The organism is Pseudomonas entomophila, from assembly GCF_029478665.1.
Classification (GTDB): domain Bacteria; phylum Pseudomonadota; class Gammaproteobacteria; order Pseudomonadales; family Pseudomonadaceae; genus Aquipseudomonas; species Aquipseudomonas entomophila_F.
In genome coordinates this window covers 1-16,381 of sequence record NZ_JARPQB010000020.1, presented here as the reverse complement: position 1 = coordinate 16,381, position 16,381 = coordinate 1, and the positions used below count along the sequence as shown (strand labels likewise).

At 60.5% G+C, this 16,381-nt stretch carries 14 protein-coding genes, 1 pseudogene and 1 riboswitch; of the genes and pseudogenes, 11 read left to right on the top strand and 4 right to left on the bottom strand.

All coding sequences use genetic code 11. The features are described from left to right. Window positions 1-30 precede the first annotated feature (30 nt). From P5705_RS12135 to P5705_RS12115, 5 genes are all read left to right on the top strand, one after another. Window positions 31-288 carry a hypothetical protein gene (locus P5705_RS12135; protein ID WP_277461101.1) on the top strand — a complete coding sequence of 86 codons (258 nt, stop codon included), beginning with the start codon at window positions 31-33 and terminating at the stop codon, window positions 286-288. Window positions 289-431: 143 nt separating this feature from the next. Continuing rightward, window positions 432-719, top strand: coding sequence for a DUF3077 domain-containing protein (locus P5705_RS12130; protein ID WP_277461100.1), 288 nt, complete (start codon window positions 432-434; stop codon window positions 717-719). Between the two features lie 191 nt (window positions 720-910). Continuing rightward, window positions 911-1,115: riboswitch (cobalamin riboswitch) on the top strand. A 93-nt stretch (window positions 1,116-1,208) separates the two neighbouring features. Further along, a complete protein-coding gene (locus P5705_RS12125) occupies window positions 1,209-1,946 on the top strand; it encodes a (2Fe-2S) ferredoxin domain-containing protein (RefSeq protein WP_277461099.1) in 738 nt (245 codons plus the stop codon). A gap of 325 nt (window positions 1,947-2,271) precedes the next feature. Continuing rightward, window positions 2,272-2,883 (top strand): hypothetical protein, encoded by a 612-nt coding sequence (locus P5705_RS12120; RefSeq protein ID WP_277461098.1) that lies wholly within the window; start codon window positions 2,272-2,274, stop codon window positions 2,881-2,883. A 406-nt stretch (window positions 2,884-3,289) separates the two neighbouring features. After that, window positions 3,290-4,243: an endonuclease domain-containing protein gene (locus P5705_RS12115; RefSeq protein WP_277461097.1), complete on the top strand. Its 954-nt coding sequence runs from the start codon at window positions 3,290-3,292 to the stop codon at window positions 4,241-4,243. Between the two features lie 375 nt (window positions 4,244-4,618). Here the strand turns inward: P5705_RS12115 and P5705_RS12110 are convergent. Further along, a pseudogene (locus P5705_RS12110) lies at window positions 4,619-5,534 on the bottom strand (LysR family transcriptional regulator). Further along, a complete protein-coding gene (locus P5705_RS12105) occupies window positions 5,531-5,782 on the bottom strand; it encodes a hypothetical protein (RefSeq protein WP_277461156.1) in 252 nt (83 codons plus the stop codon). Before P5705_RS12105 ends, P5705_RS12110 begins: the two are co-directional and overlap by 4 nt. On the opposite strand from P5705_RS12105, the gene P5705_RS12100 reads away from it, so the two are divergent. The 4 genes from P5705_RS12100 (at window position 5,685) to P5705_RS12085 (ending at window position 9,897) form a co-directional block, all read left to right on the top strand. Then, window positions 5,685-6,605 (top strand): ABC transporter substrate-binding protein, encoded by a 921-nt coding sequence (locus P5705_RS12100; RefSeq protein ID WP_277461153.1) that lies wholly within the window; start codon window positions 5,685-5,687, stop codon window positions 6,603-6,605. The two genes, P5705_RS12105 and P5705_RS12100, sit on opposite strands and share 98 nt — an antisense overlap. A gap of 74 nt (window positions 6,606-6,679) precedes the next feature. Then, the gene (locus P5705_RS12095; protein ID WP_011533796.1) at window positions 6,680-7,531 is read left to right on the top strand and encodes an ABC transporter permease; all 852 of its coding nucleotides are present in this window, start codon (window positions 6,680-6,682) and stop codon (window positions 7,529-7,531) included. Then, entirely contained in the window at window positions 7,528-8,361 is an 834-nt protein-coding gene (locus tag P5705_RS12090) for a quaternary amine ABC transporter ATP-binding protein (RefSeq protein WP_277461095.1), read from the top strand. The genes P5705_RS12095 and P5705_RS12090 overlap by 4 nt, the downstream gene beginning before the upstream one ends. A gap of 12 nt (window positions 8,362-8,373) precedes the next feature. Then, window positions 8,374-9,897, top strand: a complete 1,524-nt coding sequence (locus P5705_RS12085) for an HAL/PAL/TAL family ammonia-lyase (RefSeq protein ID WP_277461094.1) — start codon at window positions 8,374-8,376, stop codon at window positions 9,895-9,897. A 198-nt stretch (window positions 9,898-10,095) separates the two neighbouring features. Here the strand turns inward: P5705_RS12085 and P5705_RS12080 are convergent, their stop codons facing one another. After that, the gene (locus tag P5705_RS12080) at window positions 10,096-11,763 is read right to left on the bottom strand and encodes an alpha/beta hydrolase (RefSeq protein WP_277461092.1); all 1,668 of its coding nucleotides are present in this window, start codon (window positions 11,761-11,763) and stop codon (window positions 10,096-10,098) included. A gap of 243 nt (window positions 11,764-12,006) precedes the next feature. Between P5705_RS12080 and P5705_RS12075 the strand changes: the two genes are divergently transcribed. Then, on the top strand, window positions 12,007-13,728 hold the full coding sequence (locus tag P5705_RS12075) for a hypothetical protein (RefSeq protein ID WP_277461091.1): 1,722 nt from the start codon (window positions 12,007-12,009) through the stop codon (window positions 13,726-13,728). A 64-nt stretch (window positions 13,729-13,792) separates the two neighbouring features. After that, entirely contained in the window at window positions 13,793-14,722 is a 930-nt protein-coding gene (locus P5705_RS12070) for a malate dehydrogenase (RefSeq protein WP_277461090.1), read from the top strand. Between the two features lie 77 nt (window positions 14,723-14,799). Here P5705_RS12070 and P5705_RS12065 read toward each other — a convergent pair whose 3' ends face one another. Next, complete coding sequence (locus P5705_RS12065; RefSeq protein ID WP_240066139.1) at window positions 14,800-16,026, bottom strand: MFS transporter; 1,227 nt, start codon at window positions 16,024-16,026, stop codon at window positions 14,800-14,802. Window positions 16,027-16,381: the final 355 nt, after the last annotated feature.

Sequence of the window (16,381 nt, the reverse complement as noted above, 5' to 3'; positions counted from 1 at the left end):
GCTGAAATCCAATGCAAAAGAGGATTTACCATGCTCAAGATCGTTCCCGATCCACCCCATTCCACCGAGTCTCCTCACTTCCTCGAAGACACCCTGGTCCACGCCGCCGAGTACGTCATGTGTGCGTTGGCTGTGTCCCACCATTCCTTGACCCACCTGCCCAAGTCACCCGCCACGCTGGTGATGCTGACGGTGATGCACGAACTCGATGCCACTCGCGCGTTGCTGGAATCGGCATTGGCTCAGCTACAGATGAGCGCCCGACCGCCGTCCTACACGCTGCACTGACAGCCCTGCACAGCCCCTGTAGGTGCGGCTTCAGCCGCGATGCAGACACCGCGTTACCTGGCACCAGCGTCGCTGGTGATCGCGGCTGAAGCCGCTCCTACAGGTAGCTCGGTCACCCCTTCAAAGCTTCAGAGGAACCTCGAATGGACAACGATATCCCAGCAGACCACGGCCAACTTGGCTGGACCGTCGGCACCTGCACGTTTATGGAAGGCGCCATCAAAGGCACGCGCCTGTTCCGCGTAGAACCCGGCAACTGCGCCAACCACGCCATGGAACAAGCCTCCGTGCTGCTCGATAGCGCCCGCCGCGCGTCATTCATCGGTGTGATGGACAACGAACCGGTGCTGGTCTGGGCGTCGCACTACCTCGGCGATATGGCCAAGGCACTGATGGACGATGCGCATATGGGGATATTGAAGAAAGTCTGAAATGGCAACCCAGCCACGGCGTTTCAAATAGGTGCGCAACCTCAGGGAATCGATGCCTTCGTCTGGTGATTGGCCCGGCTGTGCCGGGCATCGCCAGCAAGGCTGGCTCCTACGGTTTTTGGTGCAGCATTGGCCTCTGTGGGAGTGCCGGACCCGGTTCATCACCTTGACGCGCACTGCACCGAATGTTCACATGCCGCCCAGTTTCAGGTGTCCCAAGCCGCCGCGCCTGGGGTGAAACGGGAAACCGGTACGCGCTTCGCGCCAGTCCGGTGCTGCCCCCGCAACGGTATGCGAGTGATGCCCTCAATCAGACCACTGTGGCCAACCGGCCATGGGAAGGCGAGGGCATCCAGCCTCGCGAGCCCGGAGACCGGCCTGGAATGTTTTGGCGACACTCCTGCGGTGGGCAGGCATGGGCCGGTCTGGGCCCATGCTCGATGCCTGCCTGTGCGTGCTTCTGCGAAATTCACTTCGAGAGAGCATGTGATGACTTACCAGCGCGTCTTGTTTGTCGGGCCGGGCCTTGCGGGCGGTTCAGCAGCCGAGGCCTTCGGCGCGGAACTCTGCCAACTGCGGGGCGAATCCGCTCGGGACGATGTCGTCGACACCCTGGACGGGTTCGAGGGCTTGTGGGCGGTCTTGCGCAAAGCCTTCGCCGACGGGCTGGAGCTCGTGTTGGTGGTGGACCTGGAACCCACCTCCGACGGCGCCTACCTGGACTGGCTGCGCGATGAACTGGGGCGCATCGCGCGTGAGCAAGGCCATCAGCCGCAAGTCTGGGTCACGGCGCAAGCGTTGGGGCGCCGCGGCCTGGATGCGCGAATGGCGTGTGCAAGCATCGAGGACCACACGCGGCACCTGGCCTGCGACCAGGTCAATGCAGTGGCAGCCGACCCTGACTGGTCGAAGGTCCCGGACCATGCACGCCAGGTTTTCCTCTGCACCGGCCCGCGTTGCGTCCGGCGAGGCGCCTTGCCGCTGTGGAAGCAACTGCGCCGCGAGTTGCTGCAACGGAAACTGATCGAGGTGCCGGGTGGCGTGCTGCTGACGCGCACGGCTTGCCAGTTCCCCTGCAACCTGGGGCCGGTGCTGACGGTGTATCCCGACGCTTGCTGGTATCGGGTGCGCAACAACGAAGAGGTGCAGCACCTGGTCGAGGTACATCTGTCGGGTGGCGAGGTTGCGACCGAGCTGCTGGTCCACGGGCGGGAGTTCAATCGGTAGGGCTTGAGGGCTACGCCAAACATGCAAGTGGTCGTGCGTAGGTCTGAATCGCACCTAGTTTCGTAGACACCTTTGAATGGTCGCTTCTGGCCGTGAACTGCCCTCCATCAGGGCCGCTAAGGGTCGATAGCTGCCGGCAGAGAATGGCAGCTATCGATCCTGAACGGGGTGCAGCAGTAATAGGCTGATCAGAGACAATGGCAGATTCGACCCCGATAGTCCCTCAGTCAAGAGAGCTGCGACCTGGCGAAGATGCTTCGACTGCGTTGCCAACGATAAGCTAGCCCCCCTGTTTCACTCGCCCCCTTGGACACTGAGATCCGCAATGAAATGGACCACAGCAGTGCTCGCTATTGCTCTCTCGCAGGGAGGCTGCGCCGAGAGCAAACCAACCTGGAGAGCGACCTCTTCGACGGACGAGTCCACCAACATGACGACCATGATGGTCAGCACTGGCGACACAGAGAGTGCTAGCTGGTTCTTCACAAGGCCGGTGTACTACTTTCCGGTGATTCGCAAGGACGGTGATGAGCTTTTAGTTGGAGTGATGTCCGGCGGCAGGGCCAGGCTGCCGGTCGGTACCGTGCAGCTGCTTGTCGATCAACATGAAGCCTGGACCATCACCCCGCAGGAAAACCCGGTGAGTCTCTCCCCGGCCGTTTTCCTGAAGGATGTGACTGCCACTGGTGAGCACGCTGAAATCGTCAAAAATGCCGAAAAGCAGGCCATGGATGCCGCTACGCAAATAATGAGCCCCTACACGCTGGCCTCCGGCGAAAAAGCGAAGCAGATCATTCGGGACCTTGTGACTGGGAAAAAGCTGCAGTACCGCATTGTGGCTATCGACCAAGCTGCCTCGACCACAGGCGAAACTGTCATCGATCGCTCGTTCTCTCAAGCCCTTCGTGCGATCGGCATCGACCCCGACACCTTGTGAACAAACGCTGCTCATCACACCCTGGTGCCCGGCCGACTTCTCGGCGGACGGCAGCTATGGGTCGTTAGCTGCCAATCGTGGATTGCTGCTTTCGCCCCTCAGCCATGCCTGCGACTGGTCAGATCGAATGCAAGTGACTGATCACATCGAATGCAAACGTGTGGTCACGCGGGTGCAATTACGCACCTAGGCCGATTATCCTGTAGGCCGTGCGAGCTCCTTGGCGATTTACACCATTTCCTGGGATAGGATCGGATGGAGACCGGCAGCTCCATGCAAAGCATCTTGCCTGCATCAAAAGCGTGCAAACCTGAAGACGGGAATCCGGTCTGAGGGATTGAGTTACCCCTCATCATTCCCACCAACGTTCACATTCGGGCCGATACACTCCACAAGAGACAGCTTGATGAAGAAACCAGGCCACCATACGCCGACATCCCCGAGCTGGTACCAGGATCGAGGACCATCCTACATCGAGGATGAATTCAACAAGGCTGCTGCAGACCTAGCGGACTTGATCGAGAGAGAAAGCTGGTTCGGTGACGCGGAACGACATCATCGCTACCGAGTAGATTTCTTCTTGAAAGATGCTCGACTCATCATTGAGCTTGATGGGCATGCCTACCATTCGACCAAGGAACAACTGGAAAAGGATGCAATCAAGCAACGTTATCTAACCCGGGCTGGTTACACGGTTATTCGCTTTACCGGCCGAGAGATCGTCAGAGACGTACAGGCTTGTGTTGCAGAGGTCAGGCAGATGTACAAGGAGTGCATGCAACGTGCACCAGCCAAGTATCGAGTCATGTACATTGATTACTCGTTTGTCATCGCTCAGATGAAGAGAGCATTGAGATTTTATCGTGAGATCCACCCGCAGAAGGTGCTAACCCCCCAACCCCTAGAGAATGTCATCCCACACGCAATCGAGTGGCTGCATGAAAAGTCATTCATCACAGTTTTCGTCTTCTGTCCTGAAGACCTTCATAGTGAAATCGCACACTTGAACTCAACGGTGATGGACTATGACAAGGGAGAGATCAGGTTCAGTACTATGCCGAGTGATCTGTACTCAATTGATCTAGGCGAGCACCTAGAGGATTTTTCTCACCTCTTTGACGAGTTCATGGTGGCTGCTGACGATCCAATCTACAGAGACTCCATCCGGGCAGTTTTGCCCAAAGAGCTTAGCGAAATGACTATCGGAACCTTTACCCACAAGTATCTTGCAAACGCCAAGCTTCTACGCTTAGGGAATGAGGAAACTTCCTTTGCAGGAACGGAGTTGGCGTATGTGCTTTGGCAAGATATTTGGTACGTGATCGGCGCTGCGCTGGGGCTTGAAGTTTACGAGTTGTGACTACTCTGGACGCCCCCTCTCCGATAGATCTCCAGCTCCCCGACCTATGCTCAAGGGGAGGGGCGCCATGTCCTCGGTACCGTCCGTTTCTAGCCGATAGCCGTCATCTGCGAAGGGCAGCTTTGGGTCGAATGCAGACACTCCTCGGGTGGCAGTCGAGCGCACTTGCCTAGCGTGACTCACTGCCGATCTGGTGCTGCTCGCCAGCCACATGGCGCCCCCCAGGCCCGACGGATGCCCATTTCCAGAGGGTATCTGCGGTTTCAGTGCGCCGCTCACCACTGAGTAAGCACTTGCATGGCCGCCAGATCGAGCTCGCCGGGCGTCTCATCTACCCGCCAGCAGTCGTCATATGACATTCGCCCCACCCGTTGCTCATTCGGATGCAAACGACGGTCGCTCCGCGAACCATGCCACCGCCAGCTCCTTGAATGCCTCGGCCGAAGGCGTCAGCGGATAACGCTGATCATGCGCCAGCACGATGCTGTGGGTTGGCAGTTTCTCCTGAGTCGGCCGACATACCAGCGCTTGACCATCGTAACTACGGTCACCGAATGGCCGGGTATAGATCAGCGCCACGCCAAAGCCATTGGCGACAATGGCTGCGCTGCAACTCAAAGGTGCGCACACGGTGCACAATGGCGGGGGAAAGGTCGTAAAAGCTGAACAGATCCAACACATGCTGCCAACTGTGGACCTGATCGGTGACTACCAGGGTGTATTCGGAGAGCGCCTTGAGGCTGACACGCGACTCTTTGGCCAACGGGTGGTCGGCCGACAGCAGCACCTGGGCGGTCAGCTGACACAGCTGGGTGCAATGCGTGTTCGGCGGTAAACCCAGGTCGTAGGTGATGGCCAGTTCTATCGCGCCCTCACTGAGCCGCTTGCCAACATAATCGAAGCTGCCATCGCGCATATCGACCGTGACCCTTGGGCAGGACTCCTGCATCCGTCGCACGATTTGCGGCAGGCAATAGGGCGCCAGGTCTTCAAAGCAGCCGACCACCAGTTCGCCGACACACTCGCCGGCATTGGCATGGATCTCGGCAAAGGTCTGAGCCTCTGCCAGCACCCGACGGGCCTGGACCATGACGGTACGACCGAATGGGGTCAGCGATATCCCGAGGCCACGTTGGCGTATGAAGATCGATTGGCCCAACACCTCCTCCAGTTCGGTGATGGCCGCCGAGATGGAAGGTTGTGAAACATGAAGCTCCATGGCGGCAGTGGTCAGGTTTCCGTGCTTGGCCGCTGCGAGCGCGTAGCGAAGCTGTCGCAGTGTGAACTTCATAGTTTTTTCCGTGGTGATGCATCAGGACTTATTATTTTATCCTTTTTTAAGGTTGTGAAATATTTCTCCTGCGCAGTGATCATCTTGTTTGGGAGCTTCACAATGACAATTACAAAGGCTCTGCTGACCACGACACTTTCTTTAGGGCTCTTGGCGTCCGCTGGCGCCAGCCAGGCGGCCGGTTGGTGCGAGTCCGGCAAACCGGTGAAATTTGCCGGATTGAACTGGGAAAGCGGGATGCTGCTCACCGAGGTGATGCAGTTTGTGCTGAAAAATGGCTATGGCTGTGACACTGACAGCCTGCCGGGTAACTCCATCTCCATGGAAAACGCCCTGGGCAGCAACGATATCCAGGTTTTCGCCGAGGAGTGGGTAGGGCGCAGCGAGGTCTGGAACAAGGCTGAGGCCGCCGGCAAGGTCGTCGGCGTCGGCTCACCGGTGGTTGGCGCGGTAGAAGGCTGGTATGTGCCGCGTTATGTAATCGAAGGCGATGCCAGGCGCAAACTCGAAGCCAAGGCACCGAACCTCAAGAGCATCGCCGACCTGGGGCAATACGCCCAGGTGTTCAAGGACCCGGAAGAACCGGACAAGGGGCGTTTCTACAACTGCCCGGCCGGCTGGACCTGCGAGCTGGACAACAGCGAAATGCTCAAGAACTATGGCCTGGAAAACACCTACACCAACTTCCGCCCGGGCACCGGTCCGGCACTGGATGCCGCCGTGCTGTCGAGTTACAAGCGTGGCGAGCCAATCCTCTTCTACTACTGGTCGCCAACCCCGCTGATGGGCCAGGCCGACCTGGTCAAGCTGGACGAGAAGCCAGGCGTGGATAAATCCGTGACGATCAAGGTAGGTGTGTCGAAGACTTTCCACGAGCAGGCGCCGGAGCTGGTGGCTGTGCTGGAAAAGGTCAATCTGCCGATCGATCTGCTGAACCAGAATCTGGCGCGCATGAGCAGGGATCGTGTCGAGTCGGCGGAACTGGCCAAGTTGTTCCTCAAGGAGCACCCCGAAGTCTGGCACAGCTGGGTCAGCGAAGACGCAGCCAAAAAGGTAGATGCGGCACTCTGAGGGTGTGGGCGGGTCCGGCGCCTGCCGGACAAGCCACATAGCAGTCCGCTTCATGCATTGCTCGAGAGAACTCCATGTTCCCCAAAAACTTCACGTTTTCCATTGCCGACTGGGTCAATGGCTGGGTCGACGCGCTGGTCACCAACTACGGTGACGTGTTCCGGCACATTTCCGACACCCTGCTGTGGGCCATCGTCAACCTCGAAGGTTTGCTGCGCGCAACACCCTGGTGGCTGATGCTGGCCATCGTCGGCGGTATCGCCTGGCACGCCACCCGCAGAGCCGTACCCACGGCGGTGATCGTCGGCCTGCTCTTTCTGGTCGGTGCGGTCGGGCTCTGGGACAAGCTGATGCAGACCCTGGCGCTGATGCTGGTAGCCACGCTGATCTCGGTCCTGGTCGGCATCCCGCTGGGTATCCTGTCGGCGCGCAACGATCGCCTGCGGGCAGTGTTGATGCCGCTGCTCGACATCATGCAGACCATGCCCAGCTTCGTGTACCTGATCCCGGTATTGATGCTGTTCGGCCTGGGCAAGGTGCCGGCAATCTTTGCCACCGTCATTTATGCCGCCCCGCCGCTGATTCGCCTGACCGACCTGGGCATTCGCCAAGTGGATGGCGAGGTCATGGAGGCGATCAACGCGTTCGGTGCCAATCGCCTGCAACAACTGTTCGGCGTGCAGTTGCCACTGGCGTTGCCGAGCATCATGGCCGGTATCAACCAGACCACGATGATGGCCCTGTCGATGGTGGTCATCGCGTCGATGATCGGTGCCCGTGGCTTGGGTGAAGACGTCCTGGTCGGCATCCAGACCCTCAATGTAGGCCGCGGCCTCGAAGCGGGCCTGGCCATTGTGATTCTGGCGGTTGTGATCGACCGCATTACTCAGGCCTATGGCCGGCCACGGCATGGGGTGGGCAAATGAGCACCAAGCAGGCGATGAGCAAGATCGAAGTCAAACATGTGTTCAAGATCTTCGGTGCACGTACCGAAGATGCCCTGAAACTGATCCACCAGAACAACACCAAAGAGCAGGTCCTGGCCGAAACCGGCTGCGTGGTCGGGGTCAACGACCTCTCGTTGTCCATCGGCAGCGGTGAGATCTTCGTGATCATGGGGCTGTCGGGCTCGGGCAAGTCGACCCTGGTGCGTCACTTCAACCGCCTGATCGACCCCACCAGCGGTCAGATCCTGGTCGATGGCGAGGACATTCTGCAATACGACATGCAAGCCCTGCGCGAATTCCGCCGGCGCAAGATCAGCATGGTGTTCCAGAGCTTCGGCCTGTTGCCGCACCGCACCGTGCTGGACAACGTCGCCTACGGCCTGAAAGTCCGTGGCGAGAGCAAGACCCTGTGCACGGAGCGTGCCCTGCATTGGATCAATACCGTGGGCCTCAAGGGTTACGAGCGATCGTACCCGCACCAGTTGTCGGGCGGCATGCGCCAGCGCGTGGGCCTGGCGCGTGCCTTGGCTGCCGACACCGACATCATCCTGATGGACGAAGCCTTCAGTGCGCTTGACCCGCTGATTCGCGCCGAAATGCAGGACCAGTTGCTGGAACTGCAAAAGACCCTGCACAAGACCATCGTCTTCATCACCCATGACCTGGACGAAGCGGTGCGCATCGGCAACCGAATTGCCATTCTCAAGGACGGTCGCCTGATCCAGGTCGGCACGCCGAAGGAAATCCTCTACCAGCCTGCGGACGAATACGTAGATCGTTTCGTGCAGCGTCGCGTAGCTTCGCTTTAAGGAACCGCGTGTATGTCGTTTGCCGAAAAAATCATCATCGCCGAGGCGCCCGTTCGCTGGCAGGACGTGGTGGCTGTGGCCCGGCATGGCGCGACGCTTGAGCTGGCCCCATCGGCCTGGGCGCGGATCGACAACGCCCAGGCGATTGTCCAGCGCATCGTTTCCAGCGGTGACCGCGCCTATGGCGTCAACACCGGGCTTGGCGCCTTGTGCAATGTCTCGTTGCAGGACGAACAACTCAGCCAGCTCTCGCACAACACCTTGCTCAGCCATGCCTGCGGCGTGGGTGCCGCGCTGTCGGACGAACAGACCCGGGCGATCATGTGCGCGGCGATCATCAACTTCTGCCAGGGCCGTTCCGGCCTTCAGCGCAAGGTGGTCGAGGCGCTGCTGACCCTGCTCAATCAGCACGTCACTCCGCAAGTTCCGAAACAGGGGTCGGTGGGGTATCTGACCCACATGGCCCATATCAGCATCAGCTTGCTGGGCGTCGGCCTGGTCAGCTATCGCGGCCAGATCGTGCCGGCGCAACAAGCCTTGGCCGAGGTCGGCCTGGCGCCGATCAAACTGGGGGCCAAGGATGGTCTGTGCCTGGTCAACGGCACCCCTTGCATGACCGGCCTGAGCTGCCTGTCTCTGGATGACGCCACCCGTTTGAGCCAATGGGCGGACGTTATCGGCGCCATGAGCTTCGAGGCCCTGCGCGGCCAGCTCGATGCCTTCGACCCTGAAATCATCGCGCTCAAACCTCACCCCGGCATGCAGCGTGTGGGCAGCAATTTGCGTCGCCTGCTGGACGGTAGTGAAATCATTGCCAGCAGCCAGGGCATTCGCACCCAGGACGCCTTGAGCATTCGCTCGATTCCGCAGGTTCATGGCGCCGCACGCGATCAGTTGGAACACGCGGCAAGGCAGATCGAAACCGAACTCAACTCCACGACCGACAACCCGATGCTGTTGGGTACACCCGAGGCATATCGGGTGGTTTCCCAAGCGAATCCGCACGGCCAGTCCGTGGCCATGGCGGCCGATTTGCTGGCCATCGCAGTGGCCGAGATCGGGGCGATTGCCGAGCGTCGACTCGATCGCCTGATAAACCCTTTGGTCAGCGGTTTGCCGGCCTTCCTGGTCAGCCAACCGGGTGTGAACTCGGGGATGATGATTGTCCAGTACGTGGCCGCTTCACTCTGTGCCGAAAACCGTCAGCTGGCCCAACCGGCCGTCATCGACAACTACGTCACCTCCGGCCTGCAGGAGGATCATCTGAGCATGGGCACCAATGCCGGGTTGAAGCTGCACCGCGCCCTGGAGAACTGTACGCAGATCCTCGCCATCGAATACCTGTTGGCGGCCCAGGCATTCGAGTTCCTCAAGGAGCAGCGCTTTGGCGCAGGCACCCACGTTGCCTGGCGGTTGTTGCGCGAACGGGTCCCGGCCTATGCCCAGGACCGTTGGCTGGCCCCGGATATCGCCAGCAGTGCATCGATCCTGAAGGACCCCGGCCTGCTTGGCGCTGCCTTCCCCGAGCTGCTGTGACGGGTGCAGGCGCCTGGCTGTTTCGACCCGTGCGGGTCGACCTGGACCCTGACGGACGATGCGCCGCCGTGATCGTCGGGATCCTGGCGCAACTGCCGTTTCCGAGCAGTCCCGATTGGGGTCTACAGCCAATCGCCGCCGCTGACGCTCGTCAGCGGCAGGCTTTGGTCGACACTTTGGCGCGCTGATGCGCAGCGCTCACTGTGCGGCTAGCGGAGTCTCGGCCCGAGATTCGGCGCTCGGTGCATATTGCTCGATCAGGCGCCACAACAATCTACCCATGGGAAGGCGGTAGATATCGCTATGAGCGCCCCCGCCCGAGCCCGGTGAGTTGAATTGGGTAATGCCGTCGGATGCGTCGATGTAGCTGACCTTGCCCCGACTCAACGTCGATGCCGTGCAATGGCTGTCACCTACCTTGCACAGGCTGAACAGGCCATTCGGGGAGGCGGAGGTATCGCTGGCTTTCAAGCAGTCGAACGTGGCAGACCTGGCCGGAACTGCCACGCCACACACCAGGTTCCAGGACTTGATCGAGCCGGAAGGGTCGTACCAGAACACCGGGCCTCCGGCAGCGCCGTCATGCTCCGAGGCGGTAAGCGCAATATGGGTTTTCCGCAGTTTTGCAAAATCCCGATAGGGCGCGCCTTCCTTGCCGTCACCCACGGTGAAGCGGTTGATACTGACCGCTCCCTGAAGGCCCACTGCCAGGTCCACATGGCTTTGCGGATAGGCCTGCCGTGGCGCCAGCGCGGGCGAGCTGAACAGTGCACGCATCATGGCGCGCGCACCGAAGCTGTGGCCGATGGTGACGACTTTGGCCTTGCTCTTGGACGCCGCGAGCGCGTTGGGCACAGTCTGGTTGACGAGCATGTTCAGCCACGTCAGGCCGATCTCGTCGGCGTCATTGGCCTTGTTGCCATAGCTGAAAAAATTGGTGAATGCGTTGGACCAGAAGGATGGCCAGGTCACACCGATGACGAGAGGACGAAAGCGTGTGGTGTCGAGGACGTCCGATTTGGGGCGAGTGGCGATGGCCTCTTCGCCTGATGGCTTGTAGACCTGGAGGCTCTGCAGGGCCTTGGCCTGGTCATGCGTTTGCTTTTGCGCCTGGCCAACTTCATAGGCAGCGGCCATCAGGTTGCCTGTGATGTCGTTGATATTACGTATGGCCTCGTCCTGAGCGGTGTTCCAGCCCATGACCACGATGACGACATGGGTGTAGCGAGAGCCGCCAAGGTCCTCGGTGAGGTTTTGTTCTAGCAACGCCAGCGCTTGCTTGCTCTCTCGGTACAAACCCGTGAGGTCTGATCGGGGCTGCTCCACGTTGTGCGGGGCTTTGCAGGCATTCCAGTCACTGACTTTTGTCAGGTTGTAGTCTTTGCGGATGCCGGCCAGGGCCTCGCTGACATAAGCGTTGTAAACAAAGCAATGGGACTTGGCCACATAGCCTGTGGCCTGGTCCGCCAGCACGCCATTCTTGAGGATGTGTGAGACGAACATCGCTTTAGTGTCCCGGCCTTGGATGCGTTCGATCTGGTGGGACGTATTGGTGCTGGTATCTTCCTCCTCCTTGAAATACGTAGCGTCGGCGTGAAACAGCCCCTTGCTCTCTTTGTTGACCTTGGGCCCACCGATGATCGGCTGTGGGCTTTTTTCGAGCGCGACCACGTAACCGGGGTAGTGGAGGGCTGTCCCGGAGGGGAAATAGAGCATGCTGTGGAACTTCACTGCATTGACGCTATCTACCTCCAGTTTGTTCTCGTAGGGCGTCATGACGCGATCCGTCGAGGTGCAGGCGATCATGATCATGGACATCAGAAGCGCGGACAGTATCGTCAAACCTGCTTGCGGGAGCCTGAGCATGGAGTCCTCCGTGGAGCGGTGTATTCCGTCTGGTTGAGGTGATATCAAAATGACTCTAGCCGCTTTCGCGCATTCAGCATTTACAACGTCCAATGGTTTCAAGGCCGCTGAGCGGCAGGTTGCGCCATGAACTTGACACTCGAACATTCGAGACTTTACTGAAGACGTCAGGTCATTCATTTCCCAGCAGTTTGCGATGGGGGCGCAAGCGGGCCGGCGACTCGCCGGTCAAGGATCCCCCACATGCCCAATGCCAACGATGTGAAGTGGTTCAAGAACCAGTTTCAGAGCCAGATGTCGCCTGCGCTAGCCAATACGCCCTTGACGGTGGACTTCATGGCCGCGATCGCGTGTCAGGAAACAGGAGAAGTCTGGCCGGTACTGCGCAACAAAGGCTTGCCGGTGCCCGAGATCCTGGAACTCTGTGTCGGCGACACCCTGGATGTGAACAAGCAGGATGCAAAGAAGGGGCGCCAGGCCTTCCCCAAGGACAAGGCGGCACTGCTGGCCGCTCCCAACGGCCAGGCCATGTTCGACATTGCCCATCAGGCCCTGGTGGACATGGCCAAGCATATTGACGGTTACGCCAAAGTCGCCCGTAACCCGGACAAGCTTTGTCATGGGTTCGGGATATTCCAACGTGATTTGCAGTTCTTCAAGAGCGACCCCGATTACTTCCTGCAACGGCGCTACGTCAACTTCGACGATGCATTGCAACTGAGCGTTGCCGAATTGAAGCGCGGCCTCAAGCAACTGGGTCTGAGCAAGCGATCGTCCCTCAGTGACATGGAACTTGCTGCCGTCGGCATCGCTTACAACACCGGCGGTTTCAATCCTCGTAAAGGGCTGCGCCAGGGTTTTTTCGACGGTAAGCGGTTCTACGGCGAGAACCTCTTCGACTTCATCCGCCTGGCTCACACCGTTGCCGTGAAGGGCCAGCCGCCACTGTTGCCTCAGCCTGCGCCGGGGCTTTCATTGGTGCCCCCTCCCAGCGAGCTGACGGCACAAGGCGAATTCTTCAGGGTCGACACGCGCGAGAGCCCGTTGCGCATGCGTAGCGAACCGCGCAAAAGCGACCCGCCGCAAGCCAACGTGATCGCCAACCTGCCGGACGGCCAGCCGGTGCGAGCCCTCACCGGCAAAGTGCGTAATGGTTTTGTGGAGGTGGAGACGTCACTCAACGGAGCCTTGCTGCGCGGTTTCGTTGCGCAGAAATTCCTGATCGCAGATTCGACAGTACAGGACATTCCGCTCGTCAGCCCATCGGCATCACCGCCTACCAGCGGTATCGTCGCCGTCTCCATGCCACGCAAACCGGGTGTGGTGACGCGGCGGATCGATTTCGCCGGTGCCCATTCACTCAACGAAGCGAGCATGCCGCAGCGGCTTGGTGATTCGGCCGACAGTTTGCGCGCCGAACTGGCGGCCATCGTTGACTGGCTGGCGGTGGACAAGCCGGCGCACAAGCGCTACCAGCCCAGGGAAGGCTTGACCTTCTGCAATATCTATTGCCATGACTACTGCATGCTGGCGGGTGCGTACCTGCCGCGGGTGTGGTGGACAGAGAAAGCACTGATCACGCTGTCGCAGGGCAAGCCGGTCGAGCCGCTGATCGGCACTTCCCTCCGCGAAATGCGAGCCAACGACCTGTTCCGTTGGCTGCGCGATTTTGGCCCGGACTTCGGCTGGCGCCAGACGGGCACGCTGAGCAAATTGCAGCAGGCCGCCAACCAGGGCGGCATAGCGCTGATCGTTGCGCGGCGCAAGGCGGAAGGGAAGTCCGGGCACATCGTTGCCGTCGTCCCTGAAACGGCGCAGAAGAGCGCGAGGCGCGATGCCAATGGCGAGGTGGTGGCGCCGCTGCAGAGCCAGGCTGGGGCAAGGAATTTCCGCATGGAGACGGGGATGGCCAACTGGTGGAATGGCGAGCAGTTTGCCGAGAGTGCATTCTGGATTCATGGGTGATGCGACGCTGTCATTCTCTGTACAGCCGAGCGTGCGGCGATCAGCGCGCCGAGAGAGGTGTGAGGTGAACAAACTATCAATCGTGGGTGCGGGCATGGTCGGTGAGGCGGCGGCGCAGATCATCGCCCGGGAAGAGTACTGCCGTGAGTTGATGCTGGTCGATGTGCAGGGCGACCTGGCGAAAGGCAAGGCGCTGGACATCTGGCAGGCGGCCGTCGAGTCCGGTTCCGATACCCGGGTTCACGGTGGTGCCAACGCCGAGATGCTGCAGGATTCCGACCTGGTGGTGATCACCGCGGGCGTGCCGCGCAAGCCCGGTCAGTCGCGCCAGGATGTGCTGAGCATCAACCTGCCGATTCTCGACGGCATCATGCAGGACATCAACCGTCACGCTCCGGCGGCGACGGTCCTGGTGGTGTCGAACCCTGTCGACGTCCTGACCTACCGGGCCTGGAGCTTGAGTAGTGGGGGACGCGGCAAGGTGTTCGGGCAGGCGGGGGTGCTGGATACAGCACGCATGAAGTGCTTCATCGCCGAGGAAACCGGCTTTTCCGCCCGGGATATCACGGCGCTGGTCCTGGGCGGGCATGGCGACAGCATGGTGCCGTTGATGCGCTGTTGCGCGATCGGCTCGGTGCCGCTGTCTCACTTTCTCTCCAGTGAGCAGATAGAGCGGATTGTGCAACGCACGCGCCAGGGCGGTGGCGAGATACTGGGTTTGAAGAAAATGGGGAGCGCCTGCGATGCGCCGGGCGTGGCCATTGCGCAGATGGTGGATGCCATCGCCAACGGGCGCAATCGCATCCTGCCGACGGTCGCGATTCTCGAAGGCGAGTACGGGCGCAACGACATTGCCATGGGGGTTCCCTGCGTGCTGGCGGCAGAGGGGCTTGCACGGGTGATCGAGTTGCCCCTGGATGCGCAGGAGCAGGCGATGTTCGACCACTCTGCGGACGCAGTGGTGCGGGACATTGCTGAGATGAAGGCGTTGTAAAGGGCGGTGCTTTCAAGGTGGCGGCGGTAGCCTTGCAGCGCCTTCGAGATCGAGCGCTGCAAGGCTACCGCCAAGCATCAGGACGGTTGAGCCGCCAGGCTGTTGCTGACACTACGCCCCAGCACCAGCACCGTGACAAATCCGCAGCCAACCAGCGCCGTGGCCAGGCTGAACAGCACCGCGCTGCCCATCTGGTCGACGATTTGCCCACCGAAGAACGAGCCCAGGGCGATGATCACCTGGAACATGGCGACGAACAGCGGCATGCCACGTTCGACATCCTTGGGCGCCACGACGAACATCCAGATGCTGGCGCAGGCCGGGAAGGCGCCGAAGGCAAAGCCCCACAGCGCGATCAGCATCGCCGCGCCAGTCAGGCTGGTGGCGAAGTAGGGGAACAGCGCGGTGCCGACGCCGATCATCAGCGCCACCAGCATCAAGGTGTGGCGCACGCTCTGGTTGGCGGCGAAGCCGGCGAAGATATTGCCCAGTACCCCGGCCACGCCATAGAGCAACAGCAGGGAACCAATGGTCGGCCCATCGAAACTGGCGTTGTGCTTGAAGAACGGCGCGACATAGGTGTACGCGGCGAAGTGCGCCAGGCCGATCAGCAGCACCGCGATCAACCCGACCCGAGCCTTCGGGTTGACGAACAGGGCTGGCAGGTCACTGATGCGAATGGCCTTGTCCGGGTTGAGTCGTGGCAGCAGGAAGACCTGCGCCAGCAGCACCGGTATGCCCACCAGCGCAGTGACCAGGAAGGTCGTGCGCCATCCCATCAGCCCGCTCAACCAGGTGCCCACGGGCACACCCAGTACAGTGGCCAGGGTCACGCCGACCATGATGATCGAGGTGGCCTGGGCCACGCTCACGCCCTTGGGCGCCAGGCGTCCGCTGAGGGCGATGGCGGTGGCCCAGAAGCCACCGATGCTGATGCCCAGCAGCACGCGGCCGAACAGCAGCAGGCTGAAGTCGGTGGCGTAGGCCACGACCGCGTTGGCGATGATCATGATCAGCGTCAGGCCGATCAGCAGGTAGCGCCGGTCCAGGGCGCCGATGCCCACCGACAGCAAGGGGGCGGCGAGGGCTGCCATGATGCCGGGCAGGGTCACCATCAGCCCGGCGTGGCCGGCGCTGATGCCGAGGTCGCTGGCGACATCGTTGAGTACCCCGACTGGGAGGAACTCGCTGGTGACCAGGGCGAAGGCACCCACGGCAACCGAGAGAATTGCCAGCCACTGTTGGCTGACGCTTTGCTGATCATGTTCGGGACGGCCGTGTGAGGCCTGGCTGGCGCTTGGCATGGTGCGGATTCCAAGGGAGTGTCGCCTGGAGCAGGCGAGAGGAGCGAGGAGACAATTCGGGGGCGATTATAGAGGGCGGTGTTTGCATTCAAACAGATGTGCCTTTCGATAGTCATCATCAGTGCGATCGATGGGGCGCCCTGAATAGAGCGCTTCCTACATCTATATATGCAGTGTGCCGCACCAGTGAGGCCATGGTCGGCCCGTCCAGGCACAATGGCTTGGAACAAACCTGTGTAGGAGCGGATTCATCCGCGATGCGCCGCGTAAGCGGCGCTCGATCTGCGGGGCGGTGCAGGTGCTGAGCGCACGCTGGCGGCCGTTATGCAGTCTTCTCGCTAATTATTTGAAATTA

Coding starts and splice junctions, on each gene's coding strand:
- P5705_RS12125 (WP_277461099.1), top strand. CDS start 1,209: ATGACTTACCAGCGCGTCTTGTTTGTCGGGCCGGGCCTTGCGGGCGGT.
- P5705_RS12080 (WP_277461092.1), bottom strand. CDS start 11,763: ATGCTCAGGCTCCCGCAAGCAGGTTTGACGATACTGTCCGCGCTTCTG.
- P5705_RS12065 (WP_240066139.1), bottom strand. CDS start 16,026: ATGCCAAGCGCCAGCCAGGCCTCACACGGCCGTCCCGAACATGATCAG.
- P5705_RS12085 (WP_277461094.1), top strand. CDS start 8,374: ATGTCGTTTGCCGAAAAAATCATCATCGCCGAGGCGCCCGTTCGCTGG.
- P5705_RS12095 (WP_011533796.1), top strand. CDS start 6,680: ATGTTCCCCAAAAACTTCACGTTTTCCATTGCCGACTGGGTCAATGGC.
- P5705_RS12120 (WP_277461098.1), top strand. CDS start 2,272: ATGAAATGGACCACAGCAGTGCTCGCTATTGCTCTCTCGCAGGGAGGC.
- P5705_RS12075 (WP_277461091.1), top strand. CDS start 12,007: ATGCCCAATGCCAACGATGTGAAGTGGTTCAAGAACCAGTTTCAGAGC.
- P5705_RS12115 (WP_277461097.1), top strand. CDS start 3,290: ATGAAGAAACCAGGCCACCATACGCCGACATCCCCGAGCTGGTACCAG.
- P5705_RS12135 (WP_277461101.1), top strand. CDS start 31: ATGCTCAAGATCGTTCCCGATCCACCCCATTCCACCGAGTCTCCTCAC.
- P5705_RS12130 (WP_277461100.1), top strand. CDS start 432: ATGGACAACGATATCCCAGCAGACCACGGCCAACTTGGCTGGACCGTC.
- P5705_RS12090 (WP_277461095.1), top strand. CDS start 7,528: ATGAGCACCAAGCAGGCGATGAGCAAGATCGAAGTCAAACATGTGTTC.